Source organism: Lujinxingia sediminis (assembly GCF_004005565.1).
GTDB lineage: Bacteria > Myxococcota_A > Bradymonadia > Bradymonadales > Bradymonadaceae > Lujinxingia > Lujinxingia sediminis.
Window position 1 is genome coordinate 558,660 of sequence record NZ_SADD01000002.1, and the last position, 17,608, is coordinate 576,267.

The 17,608-nt window shown below is 63.4% G+C and carries 11 protein-coding genes and 1 pseudogene; 3 read left to right on the forward strand and 9 right to left on the reverse strand.

The window, feature by feature from the left end; all coding sequences use genetic code 11:
- Positions 1-113: 113 nt before the first annotated feature.
- Positions 114-644 (forward strand): YceI family protein, encoded by a 531-nt coding sequence (locus tag EA187_RS07760; protein WP_127779864.1) that lies wholly within the window; start codon positions 114-116, stop codon positions 642-644.
- Between the two features lie 180 nt (positions 645-824).
- On the opposite strand, the pseudogene rpoD reads toward EA187_RS07760, so the two are convergent.
- The 3 genes and pseudogenes from rpoD to EA187_RS07775 form a co-directional block, all read right to left on the reverse strand.
- Positions 825-2,588 (reverse strand): annotated as a pseudogene (rpoD, locus tag EA187_RS07765) (RNA polymerase sigma factor RpoD); the annotation flags it as partial.
- Positions 2,589-2,840: 252 nt separating this feature from the next.
- Positions 2,841-4,670, reverse strand: coding sequence for a DNA primase (gene dnaG / locus EA187_RS07770; RefSeq protein WP_127779865.1), 1,830 nt, complete (start codon positions 4,668-4,670; stop codon positions 2,841-2,843).
- Between the two features lie 247 nt (positions 4,671-4,917).
- Positions 4,918-5,904, reverse strand: coding sequence for a hypothetical protein (locus EA187_RS07775; RefSeq protein ID WP_127779866.1), 987 nt, complete (start codon positions 5,902-5,904; stop codon positions 4,918-4,920).
- Between the two features lie 252 nt (positions 5,905-6,156).
- On the opposite strand from EA187_RS07775, the gene EA187_RS07780 reads away from it, so the two are divergent.
- Positions 6,157-7,191 carry an MBL fold metallo-hydrolase gene (locus EA187_RS07780; RefSeq protein WP_164856100.1) on the forward strand — a complete coding sequence of 345 codons (1,035 nt, stop codon included), beginning with the start codon at positions 6,157-6,159 and terminating at the stop codon, positions 7,189-7,191.
- Positions 7,192-7,659: 468 nt separating this feature from the next.
- On the opposite strand, the gene glmS is transcribed toward EA187_RS07780, so the two are convergent.
- The 6 genes from glmS to EA187_RS07810 form a co-directional block, all read right to left on the reverse strand.
- Positions 7,660-9,495 (reverse strand): glutamine--fructose-6-phosphate transaminase (isomerizing), encoded by a 1,836-nt coding sequence (gene glmS / locus EA187_RS07785; RefSeq protein WP_115607541.1) that lies wholly within the window; start codon positions 9,493-9,495, stop codon positions 7,660-7,662.
- A gap of 208 nt (positions 9,496-9,703) precedes the next feature.
- Positions 9,704-10,906 carry a hypothetical protein gene (locus EA187_RS07790; RefSeq protein WP_127779867.1) on the reverse strand — a complete coding sequence of 401 codons (1,203 nt, stop codon included), beginning with the start codon at positions 10,904-10,906 and terminating at the stop codon, positions 9,704-9,706.
- Between the two features lie 180 nt (positions 10,907-11,086).
- Positions 11,087-13,198, reverse strand: a complete 2,112-nt coding sequence (locus EA187_RS07795; protein ID WP_127779868.1) for an SDR family NAD(P)-dependent oxidoreductase — start codon at positions 13,196-13,198, stop codon at positions 11,087-11,089.
- Entirely contained in the window at positions 13,185-13,415 is a 231-nt protein-coding gene (locus tag EA187_RS07800) for a hypothetical protein (RefSeq protein ID WP_127779869.1), read from the reverse strand. Before EA187_RS07800 ends, EA187_RS07795 begins: the two co-directional genes overlap by 14 nt.
- An 18-nt stretch (positions 13,416-13,433) precedes the next feature.
- Positions 13,434-13,781: a histidine triad nucleotide-binding protein gene (locus tag EA187_RS07805; protein ID WP_127779870.1), complete on the reverse strand. Its 348-nt coding sequence runs from the start codon at positions 13,779-13,781 to the stop codon at positions 13,434-13,436.
- 145 nt (positions 13,782-13,926) lie between these two features.
- The gene (locus EA187_RS07810) at positions 13,927-14,868 is read right to left on the reverse strand and encodes a YegS/Rv2252/BmrU family lipid kinase (protein WP_164856101.1); all 942 of its coding nucleotides are present in this window, start codon (positions 14,866-14,868) and stop codon (positions 13,927-13,929) included.
- A 140-nt stretch (positions 14,869-15,008) separates the two neighbouring features.
- Between EA187_RS07810 and EA187_RS07815 the strand changes: the two genes are divergently transcribed.
- Positions 15,009-17,600 (forward strand): carboxypeptidase-like regulatory domain-containing protein, encoded by a 2,592-nt coding sequence (locus EA187_RS07815; RefSeq protein WP_127779872.1) that lies wholly within the window; start codon positions 15,009-15,011, stop codon positions 17,598-17,600.
- The last annotated feature ends 8 nt before the right edge of the window (positions 17,601-17,608 follow it).

Consider the following 17,608-nt stretch of genomic DNA (forward strand, 5'->3'; position numbering starts at 1 on the left):
CATTATGCATTTGAAAGATAAAAGCCTGTGCGCAGACTTGAGGATGTCGCAGCGAATCCGCTGCATAACAACTCACCATAAGCTCTCAAGCATGCCTCAAAAGGAGTCGCACCATGGCCAACGCCACCTGGAACTTCGACATCTCCCACTCCGACGTCGCCTTCAAAGTGCGCCACATGATGTTCGCCAAAGTCACCGGTCGTTTCACCGACTGGACCGGTACTCTGGAGTTTGATGCGGAGAATCCCTCTGCGGCCAAAACGTCCGTCATGATTCAGGCCGCAAGCATCAACACCTCCAACGAGGACCGCGACAATCACCTGCGCTCCGGCGACTTCTTCGATGCCGAGAAGTTCCCCACCCTTGCCTTCGCAAGCACCGCTTTTAAGACCGAAGGCAAAAAGATTCTCATCGAAGGCAATCTCACCATCCGCGACGTCACCAAACCCGTCACCCTCGAAGCCGAGTTCCTGGGCAAAGCCGTCGACCCCTGGGGTAACGACCGCGTCGGGTTTAACGCCTCAACCTCCATCAACCGCAAGGACTTCGGTCTGACCTGGAACCAGGCCCTTGAGGCCGGTGGCGTACTCGTCGGAGAAAACATCGAGATCGAAATCACCGTCCAGGCGGTCAAAGCCGGCTAAAGGTTGCATCAACTCGCCACCGCGCCTCCCGACTCTGCGATCCTACAACCACGCATCTGAAGTCGCGGTGGTGAGAAAAAAAAAGACCGCCGGAGTGAACTCCGGCGGTCTTTTTTTAGCTGATTGCAGCCACTGCGCGATTGCTTAGTCGTCGCTTCCGGGACTCATCGCCCCGGCTCCCTAAAAGTCGACAAAGCTCTCAAGTTGCTTGGCGCGGCTGGGATGCCGCAACTTCTTGAGCGCCTTGGCCTCAATCTGTCGGATACGCTCGCGGGTGACGTTGAAGTCCTGACCGACCTCTTCGAGGGTGTGGTCGGACTTGCCGCCGATACCAAAGCGCATGCGCAGGACCTTCTCCTCACGCGGGGTGAGCGTGGAGAGCACCTTGCGGGTCTGGTCGGAGAGGTTCGAGTTGACCACGGCCTCCGAGGGGTTGACCGCTTCATCATCGGCGATGAAATCGCCCAGCGAGCTATCCTGCTCCTCGCCGATGGGCGTCTCCAGGCTGATGGGCTCCTTGGCGATCTTGAGGACCTTGCGGACCTTCTCCACCGGCATGTCCATCTTATCGGCGATCTCATCGGGCGTCGGCGGGCGTCCCAGGTCCTGGACCAGGTAGCGCTCGGTACGCGCGAGTTTGTTGATCGTCTCGATCATGTGCACCGGGATACGGATCGTGCGGGCCTGGTCGGCAATCGCACGCGTGATCGCCTGACGAATCCACCAGGTGGCGTAGGTCGAGAACTTATAGCCACGCTGGTATTCGAACTTATCGACCGCCTTCATCAGACCGATGTTGCCTTCCTGGATCAGATCCAGGAACTGCAGACCACGGTTGGTGTACTTCTTGGCGATCGAGACAACCAGACGCAGGTTCGCCTCGACCAGCTCGGCCTTGGCGCGCTCGGCGATCTTCTCGCCAGCAAGCACCGCCTGGTAGGTGATGCGCAGGGAGTTGACCGATTGACCGGCCTCGATCTCCACGGCACGCACGCGCCGGCGAAGGCTGCGCATCTCCTGGTAGATCTCGTTGAAGCGACCCGCGGTCATGCGGCGACGTTCCAGCTGCGCGATGGCATGCTCGTCATCCGCACGCAGCCCCTTGGCGATCTCGGTGGCCTCCACAAAGCTAAAACGCGTCAGGCGTTGCGCCCGCGCAAGCTCGCTCTCGGCCTTGTCGATGCGCAGGATCATGCCCTTGAACTTGGCCACGATCTTGTCGGTGTGCTTCTTGGTCAGACGCACGTTCTTCATCAGCGCGAACATCTCGCGGCGGTTGGCCTTGATCTCTTCGCGAAGCTTCTTGCGGTCAACCAGCGAAATGCCTCGACGCGTGATCAGCTCTTCGCCCAACGAGCGATTACGCCTGTGCAGCTGACGCACCCGATCGATCTGGTTGAGGAACCAGCGCATGCGCTCATCCAGGCTCATCTCGATGACGTTGCCCTCTTCATCGCGGGGCAGATCTTCGGGGTTGGGCGCCTGGAGTACGCTGGTCAACTTGACCTTCCCGGCCTGCACGCGGTTGCCCAGAAGGATCATCTCGCGCACACCCACCGAGGTGCTCAGCACCACAGTGAGGATGGTCTTCTCGCCCTCCTCAATGCGCTTGGCGATCTCAACTTCGCCCTCACGCGTCAGCAGCGGCACCTGTCCCATCTTGCGCAGGTACATGCGCACCGGGTCAGTCCCCTTCACAAACTCATCGCTGCCCTTGGTGACCTTGGCCTTCTGCGCCTTGGTGTGCGGCACGTCGCTCTCGACCTCAACCGGCGGCTTGTATTGCGCCGGTTTGTCGACCATTTGAATCCCCAGCTCCTCGAAGAGCATCATCATATCGTCGAGCTGCTCACTGGAGAGGGTGCCTGCGGGCAGGGCGTTGTTGACCTCATCGTAGGTCAAAAACCCCTTTTCTTTCCCCATGTCGATGAGCTTTCGAACTTCCAGGCTGGTCGCTCGAGGGTTCGATTGGGCTGTGAACATCAAACTTCTCCTTGGTACGTGCCACTTCGACCGACGGATCGGGTCGGCGCTGTCGTCGCGTTTACTCCCCCACCCCATCTCTTAGATGGTCGAGGAGGCCGGGGCAAGAAACTGCGCTTGAGGATGGTTATTCCGGGCGAACTCAAAGGATTTCGCTAAATTATCAACGCCTTATCCTGATTCAAGAGGGGTTAGGGTGGCCACTTTCACGTCTCATCCCGAGGCCGAGCTCGGAGAGCTCGCATCGAGATCGAGGGCCTTTCGAAACTGGCGAACCTGCTCGAGCTGCTCGTTGATCTGCACAAAGCGCTCTCGCTCGCTGCGAAAGTCGACGTTGTTGAGCTCCCGCTGCAGATGCTCGTCCATGCGCACCGCCCACGCCTTCTTGAGCGTCCGCACGCAGTCCCGGTACCAACGCAGCGCCTCTTCCGGACCGTAAAGGCGCTGACTTTCGACCTCGGCCAGAGCCGCGATCACCGTCTCACGCATCCCGCCCGGCGGGGTGGCCTCTAAGAGCAGCGGCCGGTTGATACCATCATGGGTTTGGTAGTGGTTTTGGACCACGCGCAGAAAGTCGGCAAGTTCTTGACTGGAAAGGAGTTTGTCAAGCTCTTCGCGAAAAAAGTCCGAGAGCCACTTCGGCTGATCGAGCAAGACCGCCAGAACACCGTACTCCGCGCTGGGCAGTCGCGTGCCCTGTCCGGCTTTCAGCACGGCCTGACGGGCCTGATCGCGCCGCTCCGGGGGACGTTTGAGATAATCTTTTAACAGCGCCGGCTCGATCGCCAGACGTCGGGCGACCTCCCGGGCGTAATGCTCCCAGGCGGCCGGCTCTTTGACCTGGGTGAGGATGGTACCCACCCCTTCGAGCGCGCCAAGACGCGCCTCAATGGTGGCACCCTCCACCGGCTTGATCGCCCGGTCGAGCGCCCAGGCCACCAGGGGCTGGGCCGCCTCCATGCGCGCGCGCAGCGCCTCGGCGCCCTCACGTCGCACGAAGGTGTCGGGGTCGTCGGCCTCATCAAAACGCACGACCACCGCCTCCAACCCCGCACTCTCCAATGCACCCAGACATCGCAACGTGGCCTCCTCACCAGCCGAATCGCCATCAAACGCAATGATCACCCGGCGCGCAAAACGCCGCAGAAGACGCGCCTGAACCTCGGTCAGCGCGGTGCCCATCGGGGCGACCGTCACGCCGATGCCCGCGCCGTGAAGCGCGATCACGTCGAAGTTGCCCTCGACCACAAGCGCCTGCTCCTCCTTGCCCATGGCCGACTTCGCCACATCAAGCCCGTAGAGTTGCTCCCCCTTGGTGTAAAAGGGCGTCTCCGGGGAGTTGATGTATTTAGCGCCGCCGCCATCAGAAGCAAGAGCTCGTCCCCCGAAAGCCAGGGTATTTCCCCAGACATCGACCACCGGAAAGACCACACGGTGGCGGAAACGGTCGTAATGACCGCCGCGATCGTTGGCGATCGCCAGGCCGGCACGCTCCAGCCAGGCTGGCTTAAAGCCCTTTTGGCCCAGCGCCTCAATCGTGTTCTCCCAGCCATCAGGCGCATAGCCCAGCCCGAAAGTGCGTGCGGTCGCTTCGTCGATCCCGCGCTCGGCCAGGTAGCGCCGGGCAACCTCACCGCGCGCCCCCCAGAGCTGCTCCTGATAGAAGTCGCGGGCGGCTTCCATGATCGCGAGGTAGATCTTTTTGCCCTCGCGACGCTTACGCGCCGCCTCGGCCTGCTGCGGACTCTCCTCAGGAATCTCAATGCCGGCGCGCTCCGCCAATGTGCGCACCGTCTCCGGGAAGTTCCACCCTTCGATCGACATCAAGAACTGAATGACGTTGCCGCCCTCACTGCACCCGAAGCACTTGTAGATGCCCATCCCCGGATGCACAAAGAAGCTCGGCGAGTTCTCGTCATGGAAGGGGCAGAGCCCCTTGTAGTTGTTGCCGGCGCGCTTGAGCGAGACGTACTGCTGGACGGTCTGCAAGATGTCCGTGCGAGCGAGCACGTCTTCTATCACGGACTGCGGTATCAATCCCATGAAGTCTCATCGTGCGTGGAGAGGGGGGGCGAAAGCGCCGGGGACGGCGTTCTTTCGCCAACGAGGTTGGCAGCTGCGGGCAAGTCTAAGGCGCTAAAAAACAACCTCGCAGAGTGAGCGCTACATCAGCGGAATCACCAGCGCCGGTCGATCAGTGTACCAGCCGGCCATCTGCTGTCAAATTTTGTGGAGTACAATCGCTCCACCCCCCGCTCGCCCGCAGCGCGCGGGGGGAAGACACGTCCGATCACCCTGTCACGCAGTAGGCCCCTGGCGAGAGGGATTCGATATCATCGCGGCAGCGCTCGCCATCGCCACAATCCTCACAGGGGCAATTGAGGCATCCGCGTGCCGGGCGCACGCCCCGGCACTCCGCGCCGCCCAGCCCCAGCGCACAGACCTCACTGGCTTCACAGACTTCCCCGCAGGGCGATCCCTGGAAGGGACGCGGCCCGCAGTAGAGCGGGTCGACCTGCCGGAAACCGGGCAAACACGAAAGGCCCTCGCCCTGGGTGCATTCGATCCAGCCAAAACCGCAGCCACCGGTGCCACAGGCGCCCTCTTTGCAATGCCCCAGCCCGCAGCTTGCGTCGCAGCTACCGCAGTGACGCGCGTCAGTCTCAAGGTCCACACACTCTCCACCGCAGAGGGTGTAGCCGGGGCGACAGGTGCACTGCCCCAGATTGCAGGAGGCCCCGGCGGGGCAGACCTCGCCACAGCCGCCGCAGTTATCGGCGTCGCGAAGCACCTCCTGACAGGCGTTGCCGCTGCCGCAGGCCTCCATGGTTCCGGTGCAGCCGCACTGGCCGTTGTTGCACACGCCGAACTCTCCGTCGCAGGCGTTTCCGCAGCTGCCGCAGTGATCGGGGTCGTTGCCCAGGTTCACCTCCTGGCCGTTGCAGATCTCGGTCCCCGGCTCAGCGGTATCTGGCGAGTCGACATCGGGCACCTCGGCGTCGGGCGAGTCGGCGTCGGGCGAATCGGCGTCGGGCACCTCCGAGTCTGGCGAGTCGGCGTCGGCAGGCACCGGATCACCATCTGGAGCGTCGGCGTCGGTATCGGATGGATCGCCGCCCTGCGTATCGTTCTCGCTGTCCGCATCACCGGGGTCTTCCAGATCCCAGCCGGTATCTTCGTCGGGCCGGTACTCACCGCTCTGAGGATCAAAGCTGCAAGCTCCCACGCCCATCCCGAGCGCCACCAACACCACTGCCATCATCCGCCATGTCGCCATCATCGCCTCATCGCATCGCGCATCCGAAATGCAGCTCGGGTGCCCATTATTTTGTCCGGCCAGCGGTGCTCGTAACGCCCAGAACACACGCTGACACACTCTCAAGTCACCGCCTCCCATCACTTTATGCGATCGCCCGAAGACTCGCCACTTGGCAAGAACAAGGCCCCGGGTGTAGGTCTGCCCTCCCCCGCGATGCCTCACTACGAGGCGTCCTCCCCGCATGCCCCCTCTGCAAGACCGAGGCCCCCCTTGAACGACGCATCCACCGAGACCTACCTTCGCAAACCCTGGGGAAGCTCCGTTCGCATGGAAGACGATCTGTGGCGGCTTCGCCTGAAGAACCCGGTGGGAAGCCTGCTGGTCAACACCTTCGTCTACCGCCACCGCGAGACGCTGGCCGTCATCGATCCGGGCTGGCCCTGGGAGGTGCAACTTCTGGAAGACGCCCTCCAGGATTTGAACTTCGGAGGCATTAAGGCTGTGACGCACTGGCTCTACACCCATAGCCACATCGATCATATGGGGTCTGCCGTGCTGCTACAGCGTCGCAGTGAGGCGCCGCATATGGTCTGGCCCTGGGTAGAGCCCCAGCTTGAGCGCTGGCATCACTACCAGGACCGGGTCAACGACTGGACGCCCTGGGTGGAGGCGGCGTTTGCGGAGCCGCAGCGCTCCCGGATTCTCGAAGAGAGGGTCGGTCGGAGCGCCGGGGGTGCGCGCATGCTCGAGCGCTTCGGCCCCGGCGCGCTCACTCGCATCCGACGCTACGAGGTCGGCGAAACCCTGGAGGTAGGCGAACTTCGCCTGGAGTTGCTCGACGCCCGGGGCCACGACCCGAGCCACCTGGCTCTCTGGGAGCCCACCCGACGCTGGCTCTTCTCCGGCGACCTTCTGCTGGCGATGCCCAGCCCCTTGAGCCGTGCGATGGGCGATGACCTTAGTCTCTACGAAGAGAGCCTCAAACGCGTCGCCCGGCTGCCCGCCGAACTCTTGCTCACCGGCCACGGCACTCACCAACGCGGCGACGATATCGCCCGCGCCGTCGCACGCTCCCGGGACCAGGTCGCATCGCTCGACCTCAACCTTCGCCAGGCACTCAGCCCCGAGCCCACTGACCTCTACACCCTGGTTCTGAAGATGGTCGGCGGCAAAGCCCTGGAACCCGCCTCCCGCTGGTGGGTTCATATCGCCAACAGCGACACCCACCTCCAGCGCATGGTCGCGCGTGGCGAAGTTGAGCTTATCGACGATGCGCGCGGGCCCTTATACCGCAGCCGCGGCTGAACGAAGGCCTGGCACCCGATCTTCGCCAGCATGTTCGAACGCCTGGCACCCGATCATTTCAATACATCTGGCGACACGATCGAACGCCTGGCACCCGTTCATTTCCTGCAACTTCGGCGATGCGATCGAACGCCTGGCTCCCGAGCTTCGCCAGCATGTTCGAACGCCTGGCACCCGTTCATTTCAATACATCTGGCGACACGATCGAACGCCTGGCACCCGAGCTTCGCCAACAGATTCGAACGCCTGGCACCCGTTCATTTCCTGCAACTTCGGCGATGCGATCGAACGCCTGGCACCCGTTCATTTCAAAAAATCCGGCGATGCGATCGAACGCCTGGCACCCGTTCATTTCCTGTAACTTCGGCGATGCGATCGAACGCCTGGCACCCGAGCTTCGCCAACAGATTCGAACGCCTGGCACCCGCACCTCCTTGAAACGATCGCACAGGTGCCAGACACCCCCTCTCACTCCACCGTCACGCTCTTAGCGAGGTTGCGGGGCTGGTCGACGTCGGTGCCCTTGAAATCGGCGATGTGATAGGCAATCAGCTGTACGGCGACCACCGAGATCAGCGGCTGCACAAACTCGGCGGCTTGAGGCAAGCGAATGACCACGTCGGCGAATTGCTCCAGACGCTCGTCGCCCTCATCACCGATGGCGATGATGCGACCGCCGCGCGCGCGAACCTCTTCGAGGTTGGAGGCCGTTTTCTCGTAAACCCGATTCCTGGGGCAGAGAACCACCACCGGCAACTGCTTGTCGATCAGCGCGATCGGGCCGTGCTTCATCTCGCCGGCGGCATAGCCTTCGGCGTGAATGTAGCTGATCTCTTTGAGCTTGAGAGCCCCCTCGGCCGCGATCGGGAACTGGTTCCCACGCCCCAGGTAGAGAAAGGAGTGCGCTTTGGAGAACTGCCGGGCAATGGCCTCGTAGGGAGCCATATCGCGCAACATCACCTCCATCTCGGCCGGCACCTCGCGCAGCGCTTCAATAAGCTTGCGCGCTTCCCCGGAGGGGAGCGTGCCGCGCAGTCGACCCAGACAGATCGCCATCATCCCCATCGCCGCCAATTGCGTGGTAAACGCCTTGGTGCTGGCAACGCCGATCTCGGGGCCGGCGTGGGTGTAGAGCACCCCGTCACTCTCGCGGGCGATTGTGGACTCAATCACATTACATACGCAGAGCGTGCGCGCGCCCAGCGTGCGCGCCTCGCGCAACGCCGCAAGTGTATCGGCGGTCTCGCCGGACTGGCTCACACCGATGACCACCGTGTTGGCGCTGACGATCGGGTCGCGGTAGCGGAACTCGCTGGCCAGCTCCACCTCCACAGGAATGCGGGCGTGCTGCTCGATCATGTAGCGCCCCACCTGGGCGGCAAAGTAGCTGGTGCCACAGGCCACAAACACGATCTTATCAATGGCCTTTACCGCATCTTCATCCAGGGCGAGCTCCGGCAGGTTCACCTCCCCGCGCTCCACGCTCACTCGCCCCCGCAGGGTATCGATGATGCGGGCGGGCTGCTCGAAGATCTCCTTGAGCATAAAATGCTTGTAGCCCTGCTTCTCCGCCGAGATCGGATCCCAGCTGATGGTCTTGACGGGCCGTTCCACAGGCGCGCATGCGGCATCAAAGATCTCAATGCCCTGGCGACTGAGAACCGCCGTGTCACCATCTTCGAGAAAGATAAAGTCACGGGTATGGCTGAGCACCGCCGGCACATCGGAGGCCGCAAATGCCCCGGAACTCCCGCGCGCGACCACCATCGGCGAAGCAAAACGCGCCACCACGAGCTCCTCGGGCTTCTCGCTGAGCATCACCAGAAGCGCGTACGACCCCTCAATGCGCTCCAGCGCCTGGCAGGTGGCCTGGTGCAGGCTTGTCGCTCCCTGCTCCAGCGCATCATCAATCAGGTGCGCCACCACCTCGGTGTCGGTTTCACTGGAGAACTCCCGGCCGCGGGCGCGCAGCTCATCTTTGAGCTCCAGGTAGTTTTCAATGATGCCATTATGGGCCACCACCACCTGCCCGGCGCGATGCGGGTGCGCGTTGAGTTCGGTGGGCCGCCCGTGGGTCGCCCAGCGCGTGTGCCCCAGCCCAATGCTGCCGTCGAAAGGCTCGCGATGGTACGCCGCCTCCAGACGCGCCAGCTTGCCTTCGGCGCGGCAGATCTGGACCTGCCCCTCATCATCGGCGATTGCAATGCCGGCCGAGTCATAGCCGCGATACTCCAGCTTTCGCAGCCCGCTAAGCAGAATGTCGCTGCACGTCTGCTCCCCAACATACCCCACGATTCCACACATAGAGTCCTCGCTCTGTGATCCGCTCTCCGGACATCCCTGTCGTCGAACTGGCCGACACCACTCGCCACAACCTGCGAGCACCCGACCTCCCCCGCGTTTCTAACGAAAACGACCTGAATAACACGGGGCGGCCTTACGACCGCCCCGCTTCTAACACAACTTCGAGGCACTTCTCACCTGCCAAGGTGACACCTCAACAAAATGCAACTCAGGGCACCTCTAGAAGCTCCGTGGGCACCGTCTCGAAGCGTACCCCGATACTGAACGCCCGCCCCTCATCGGTCTCGATATCGGCCAGCCCTGAGAGCCCTGCCAACCCACCGCAAAGCGTATTATCGGCCAGCGTACGGCACGCCGCCGACGCGGAGCTGCAGTTCTGCACATCACTCGACGCCAGCGAACACTGGTAACGATCGTTGGTGCCCGTTCCCACATACGTAAAGAGCAGCGGGGTATCCTGGATGCACTCACACTCCAGCGCCGCCTCGTTCATCGACTCAAAGAAACGATCGCGCATCAACACCCCGGAAAGCTCGCCCTCCACCAGCGCAAAGCCTCCGCCGGCCTGCAAATTTGCCTGGGGATCGTCGACCACCTGCGCGCGAATGCTCACATCAGTCAGCTCCAGCGCGATCGCCTCGATCATCCCGGGGAAGCGCGCGTTAAGGCTGCCTCCGCTCGCCCGCAACACCCCGCCCTCATCGACCCGCGCCGAAGTGAAACCAAAGCGCGGCGCGCCGTCTTCGTCATAACTCTCGGCGCTGACATACACAGCCCCCTCCCCCGAGAGGTTGGTCTGCGGCGTCTCTTCCGAATAATCCCCTTCGAGCACCTTCAGCTCCAGGCTGGCGTCGTAGGCGGTGTTGCCCCAGCTTTGAGCCTCCATCAAGTACATAAGCAGGCCGTTGTCGATGGCGAGCTGAATGTTGCCATTCACATCGCCCCCGAGCAGCGGACCGAGCGTGCCAACGACGTCGTTGCCCAGGTAGTTATCGATCGAGCCATCCCCGTTGATGTCGGCGCAACAGGTCTTATCGGTGACGATCTCAAACTTCGAAAAGTAGGTCCCCGGCCCAAAAGGACCATCGGGGCACGTCTCATCATCGGAAGGATACGCGCACTCGACCGGAGGATAATCATTCTCATCGGGCCCCGGATCCACATCGGCATCCGGCTCGTCGGCGTCGGGCACATCCGCATCACCGGCGTCGGGCTCTGCCGCAGTGTCGGCATCTTCGCCACCATCGGGGGTTGAGTCACCGCCGGTATCCCCGGCGTCGTCACCGCTGTCGGCCACAACCTCGGTGTCAGGAGCATCGGTGCCACCGACATCATCGCCGGAACACGCGCCGGTGAACATCATACCGGCAGCCACCATCGCCAGCCCGATAAGGTAACGCTGTTCTCTCATCACCCGCTCTCTCATCCCTGAAACCCGTTCGTCATGCCGCGGCGCTGCCCGAGGCCGGCCGGAGGCGTTCATTTAAATACGTCTGGTGCTCATCGTCATCGCGATGTCCCGATGGTAGCCGCGGCTCCAAACACATTGCAAACGCCGCGCTGCGTCATCGCGATGCGGCACCCGATGCGCTCAGCCGAGTTCAACCTCACCATGCGTGAGCACCGGCTGACCCTTCTCATTGAGCGTCTCCAGACCATAGCGCCCCGGCTCCACCTCCCAGATCCGCGTCGTCAGCTCCTGGCCCCGAAAGACCGGACGAGCAAAGCGCACCTTCATACGCCTGAGCCGCTCCACACGTCCCTCGGCCACGCCCTCCACCGCCGCGCGCGCCGCAAAAGCCATCGTGCAGAGCCCGTGCAGGATCACATCCGGCAGCCCCGCTGCGCGGGCCACCTCCTCATCGACATGAATGGGATTATGATCGCCAGACGCCGCCGCGTAACGCCGCGGCTGGTCCTCGGCCACCACCTGCTCCTGGGTGAAGACAACCTCCGGCGACTCCCGCACCTCCTCGCCAGCCCTCACCTTCTTCGAGCCGTTGATCGTCTTCGTGCCGTCGCCAGACTTGCGCACAAAAAGCGAGCTCGACGCCTCCACCACAAGCCCCCCCTCCCGCATCAGCTGCTGGCGTACCTCAATGAGCCAGCCTGACGACTTCTCCTCCACCTTTGCGATCTCCGAGTGCGGCGACACACGATCTCCGGGACGCAGCACATCATAAAAGGTCATCTCCTGCTCCCCGTGCACCAGGCGCAGCACATCGGCGTTGAGTTCCTCATCGCGCATCGCCATCTCCAGAGCGCCGAGGAGCGGCTGCACCGCAAAGAGCGGCGCGGCCACAAGCCCTCCCTCTGCATCTTCACGGAGGTAGCGCGCCTGGCGATCATCGACCGCCTCGGCGTACGCGATCATCTCCGCGGGGTTGAGATCGCGAGGCGGCATCTTAAACCTCTTGCCCACAACCTCCCCGTTGGGGCCTTCGGCCCCCTGGCCGCTCCCCTCCGACGTTCCGCTCGTTGCCTGCACATCGGCCTTCGGCGCGCCGGCAGCGATCGCCCCGGCAGCCTGAAGGTCGAAGTAAGACGCGAACTTCATCAACACCCCCATGGCATCGGCTTTGATCTGCCCGGACATAAAGGCCTTCTGCGCCGAGAGCTGACCTGCGGCCAGCTCAAGGAGCGTCTGCGCGCTGTCGAACGTCACCCTGGCGCTGACCGTGTCGGGGGTGCCCTCCACAACACTCGCACTCCCCTCGCTTACGCGCAGCCCGTAGGTACCGGCACCGCGAACCTCAAAGACCAGCCCGGCGTCCCAGCTCGCGCCGGCCTCCCGATCAAAGACCTGCGGGAGCGCCTCGAAGATCCCTCGCGCCCGCGCGGCATCCTCCACCGCACGCTCACTGCAGCTGCCAGCCGGCGCGGTGATCGCCTCAAAACGCCTGCCGACCTCCTCCACCGTCCAGGCATCCTCGCGCTCCACACCGGGCGTCGTCTCCATCATATACTCAAAATAGTGGCGACCATGCGCCCCGAACACACGTCCCGAAACCCCGGCGGCATCCTCACTCGCGAGCCAGAGCACCAGCGGCGCGACGTCTTCCGCCGCATAGCTCTCGGGCACCATGTCGAGCGCTTCGGTCATGCGGGTCTTGGCCACCGGCGCGATCGCGTTGCAGGTGATGTTGTAACGGGCGCACTCCAGCGCCACCACCCGCGTCAGCCCGGCGATGCCCGCCTTGGCCGCCCCGTAATTGCTCTGCCCGAAGTTCCCCTTAAGCCCCGCGTACGACGAGGTGTTGATGATACGCCCGCCCTGTCCGGCCTTGAGCATGGCCTCCACGGCGAACTTCGTGACCAGAAAGGTCCCCTTGAGATGCACGTCCAGGACCTGATCCCACATCGCCTCATTCATGCGCACAAGGGTCTTATCGCGCAAAATGCCGGCGTTATTAATGACGATGTCCAGGCGCCCAAAGCTCTCAATGGCGTGGGTCACCATCGCCTGCGCGTCGTCGGCGCTGGAGACCGAGCCGCGGTCGGCCACGGCCTTGCCGCCCAGCGCTTTGATCTCGTCGACGACCTTCTCAGCCAGGGCCTGCCCCTCATCCTCACCGTGGCGGCTCACGCCCAGATCGTTGACCACCACCGCCGCTCCAGCCTTCGCCAGGGCCAGCGCATACGCGCGCCCCAGCCCACCGCCGGCGCCGGTGATCAACGCAACCTTTCCATCAAACGCACCCATCTTCACTCCTCTCATTGCCGTGCTCTAAGAAGGCATCTTCAACATCGCTTCTCACCGCCCCGCGACGCCAGGTGCTCGCCAGCAGCCCCCGTGCCAACGCGCCCGCCCCGGCGGTCTGGACCATCACCTCACACACCATCATCAGGCGCACGTCCACCTCGCCCATGTCCTGCCCCGGAGCCGGACGACACACGCCCCCCCAACGCTGCATCGTCATCCTACCTGCTCGCCAGACTCAGCCCGGAGGCCAGGAGAACGCACGCCCGCCCAGCACATGCACGTGCAGATGAAAGACCGTCTGACCGACTTCCGCCCCGTTGTTGACCACCAGCCGAAAGCCGCTCTCCTCCAACCCCTCGATGCGCGCGACTTCTTTGGCCGCCAACATCAACGTGCCCAGCAAAAGCGCATCGTCTTCGTCGGCCTGCCCCACGTTGACGATGGGCTTTTTGGGGATCACCAGCACATGCACCGGCGCGGCCGGGTTGATATCCCGAAATGCCAGCACATCGTCGGTCTCGTAGACCTTATCGCAGGGAAGCTCCCCGCGAATGATTTTCGAAAAGATCGTCTCGTTGCTCACATCATCTCCTGACGTATTCAGATTTCATTCGGACTCATATCCCCCGAACCCTGCACACATGTTCCCAGGTGTCGCAAAACCATAGGCTCGCCGCAGCCCTTTGCCAAACCGGTTCACACGTTGTTTCAACTTCGCAGGCTCGGGCCTAACCCTCGTCCCCCTGCTCCTCCTCCGCAGTGACGCGGGGAGGACGCGGCCCCAGAAACGCGAGCGCGCCGGGCCGCACCGAAAACGCAAACTCCCGACCGGGAAAACTCTCCCCATCGAGGTTCAGCGGCACCTCCTCCTCAAAGCGAAGATGCGCCTCTTTGACCCGGCGGTAGACGATGTCGTGGCAGTCGGTGGCCTCGGGCTGACTGACCAGCTCGCGCATCTGCCGAACCATCTCGCTAAGCCCCATCGCCGGCACGATCACCAGATCGAGCAGGCCATCGTCGACCCGGGCCGCCGGGCAAAAGCTCCAGCCGCCGCCGGACTGCGGGCCGTTTCCCACAAAGATAAACGCCGCATCCCCCTCCCACTCCAACCCGGGAGCGCGGGCGTTAAGATGATGCACCGGCAGATCAAAAGCAGCGGGAATGGCTTTGACAAAATAGGCCAGACTTCCGGCCACATCTTTAAAGCCACGGGAGGTCTCGGCGGTGACCGTCGCGCCCGCCCCGGCAGTCGCCATGTTGATAAAATGACGATCGTTGATGCGCCCCACATCCACCGGCCAGGGCGCTTCATCAAGCCACCCGGCCAGCTGCGCGGGGCTCTCTTTTGGGTCGACCCCCAACGCGCCTAAAAAGTCGTTGCCGGTGCCGTAGGGAAGCCCGGCCATCGCCGGGCGCTGCGCCTCATCGAGCGCCATCAGCGCGTTGGCCACCTCATGCAACGTGCCGTCGCCGCCGCAGGCCACCACCAACTCTGCCCCGTCTTCGGCAGCCTCCCTCACCGCGCGCGCACCGTCACCCTCCTCCCAGGTGCAGCGCGGGCACACCCGGTAGCCCTTCTGGCGAAGCTCCCCCACAAGCTCACGCAACGCATCATCGGCCGCCGAGCTCGGGTTAAGCACCATGTAGATCGCCGCTTCTTTTTGGATCATCGCGAACCTCATCAAGAGTTCAGAGCGTCGCGCCGACGCACGTATTGAAATGCTGCTCGTCACGCTCTAACCTTCGCGCTGCACTCAACTTTCAAAGTGATTTTGTCGTCGCATCACCCGCGACGCCTCCGGAGGATAGGATGAACCGAGCGCTTTTACGACGTGTTCGCCGGCACATGCTCGCGAGCCTGATGATCATCACACTGAGCCTTACCCTGGGTGCGTGTGGCTCCGAGACAGGCGGAGCCAACACCCCGGACACAGGCGGTCTCACCGATGTGGGCACCGACGCCGATGATCCCGAAGACACCGAAGACACCGGTGACGCCGAAGATCCCGGCGACGCCGACAATTGCGACGTCTGCACCCCGGGCACCTCACGCTGCACCGACGAAGGCGCGCAAAACTGCGTGAGCCTTCAGGGCTGCGCACAGTGGGCCGACCCGGTGGTCTGCCAGACTGACGAAGTTTGCACCGGCGGGCGCTGCGCCGCAGGCTGCGAGGAGATCTGCGAGGTCGACGCCAGCGAGTGCGCCGGCGAAGGCGTGCGCACCTGCATCGAGAACATCGATGGCTGTCCGGAGTGGTCCGATGTTCAATCCTGCGAAGGCGACCTGATCTGCTCCGGCGGCCAATGCCAGTCGAGCTGCGAAGATGCCTGCACCGATGGCGAACTTCGCTGCGACGGCGACGGCGCCTTTCAGGCCTGCGAGCAACAGAGCACCGGATGCCTGGACTGGTCTGCCACCGAGTCCTGCGGCGAAAACCTCACCTGCGACGAAGGCATCTGCATCGGCTGCACCGATGGCGAGGAACGCTGCTCGGCCGACGCCACAAGCGTGGAGACCTGCCAGAGTGGCGCGTGGACTCCCAGCCAGTCCTGCCCCCTGAGCTGTTCGGCCGGCCAGTGCGACGATGAGGTTGCATGCCAGCCCGGCGTTCGCCGCTGCAACGGCCAGGTCGCCGAGCTCTGCAACGCCACTGGCACCGCCTACCTTCACGTGGCCACCTGTGCTGTGAGCTGCAACGCGGGTCTTTGCACCGGCGCCTGTGAGCCCGGTCAGCGGCGCTGCAACGGCCAGAACATCGAAACCTGCAACAGCTCTGGCACCGCCTGGGAAGTTGCCGAAACCTGCGCTGGCAGCTGCGACATCACCGCCGCAACCTGCGCACTTGATGAACTCGACATTAGCACCGACATCAACCTCGACGGACTCGTACTCGTCGACGGCCCCTTCATCGTGCGCCCCGGCGTCACGGTCACCAGCCCCACCGGTGACCTGACCATCCGCGCAAGCTCCATTCATGTGGAACTGGGCGGCTCCATCGTCCTCGCACCCACCGGCCAAACCGCCGCCGGCAGAGGTGTTGATGGTGTCTACTGCGCCTACCCCACCTACGTGTACACCGATGGCACCGGCGGGGGCTACGGCACCCGCGGCCAGGCGCAGACCTGCCGCTCCGGCGGCTCAATTCACGGAGTGGAACCCAACTCCGATGTCAGCGCCGGCAGCCCCGGAGGAAAAGGATACGGCAACAACGGCACCCCCGGCGGCCTGGGCGGCGGCCGCTTGAGTCTGGAGGCCAACACCATCCTCATTGAAGGCAGCCTGCGCGCCGACGGCCAGGATGTTCTGGACGGCGCCGCCTACCAGGGCGGCGCAGGCTCCGGCGGTGGCATTCGTCTGGCCGCCAACGACCTGACGGTCTCCGGCACCATCAGCGCCGCCGGTGGTATCACCGACAACGGCGCGGGCCACGGAGGTGAGGGCCGCCTCAAGCTCTTCTACGGCGACGCCATCGAGATCACCGGCACCGTCACCGGCGTCCTCACGCAAGACATCCTGCCGCCGCTCCAGCTTTTCAGTTCCACGCACCCGGTCAGCGATCGTGTCTATAACGACGACTTTGACACCATCGCGCTGAGCTGGGAGCGCCCCTTCCCCGGCCTGCAGGGCTACTACCACCGCGTCGATCGCAACCCCTACACCCTGGTGGAGCCCTCCAACGGTCAATTCACCGACCAGGATGTCATCACCTACACCCGCGACGACGTCGACGCTGGACGCAACTACCTGCACGTCACCTCGGTCGACAGCGGCTTTGAAGTCGGTGAGTCGCCCACTCACTTCACCGTGCGCCTGACCGACGGGCCCCCCACCCTCTCCAGCGACACTCACTCCAACTCCGCCAACTTCTACACCAACGACGACGCCTTCATCCGCTGGACCGATCGCCACGACGACAGCAACTTCACCGGCTACCGCTACGTCATCGATCGTTTTGGTGACACCATCCCCACCCACGACGATCTCGCCCTCCCGGTCACCCAGAAGCAGATCCTGCTGGCCGACCTCGATCCGGGCATCTGGGCCTTCCATCTGGTTTCGGTTGACACCATGGGCTACCTCAACCGGACCGCCTCCACCTACGTGCTGCGCATCGGCGAGGATCCCGGCAAAGGCTCGGTCAGCGGCATTGTCACCGACAGCAGCGGGCAGCCTGTGGCAAACGCCACCATCTCGCTCAACCGCGGGCTTATCAACAGCACAGTGCCCGCGATGCACACCACCGCCAGTGGCACCTTCAACCTGCAGAACGTGCCGGCCGGTGAGTGGGAAGTGGGCGTCTACATCGAAAGCTCCACCACCGGAACCTTCGAGCTCACCCACACCCACGACATCGTGGTCAACGCCGATCTGACCACCAACGTCACGGTCACCATGCCCTGATCGTGTTC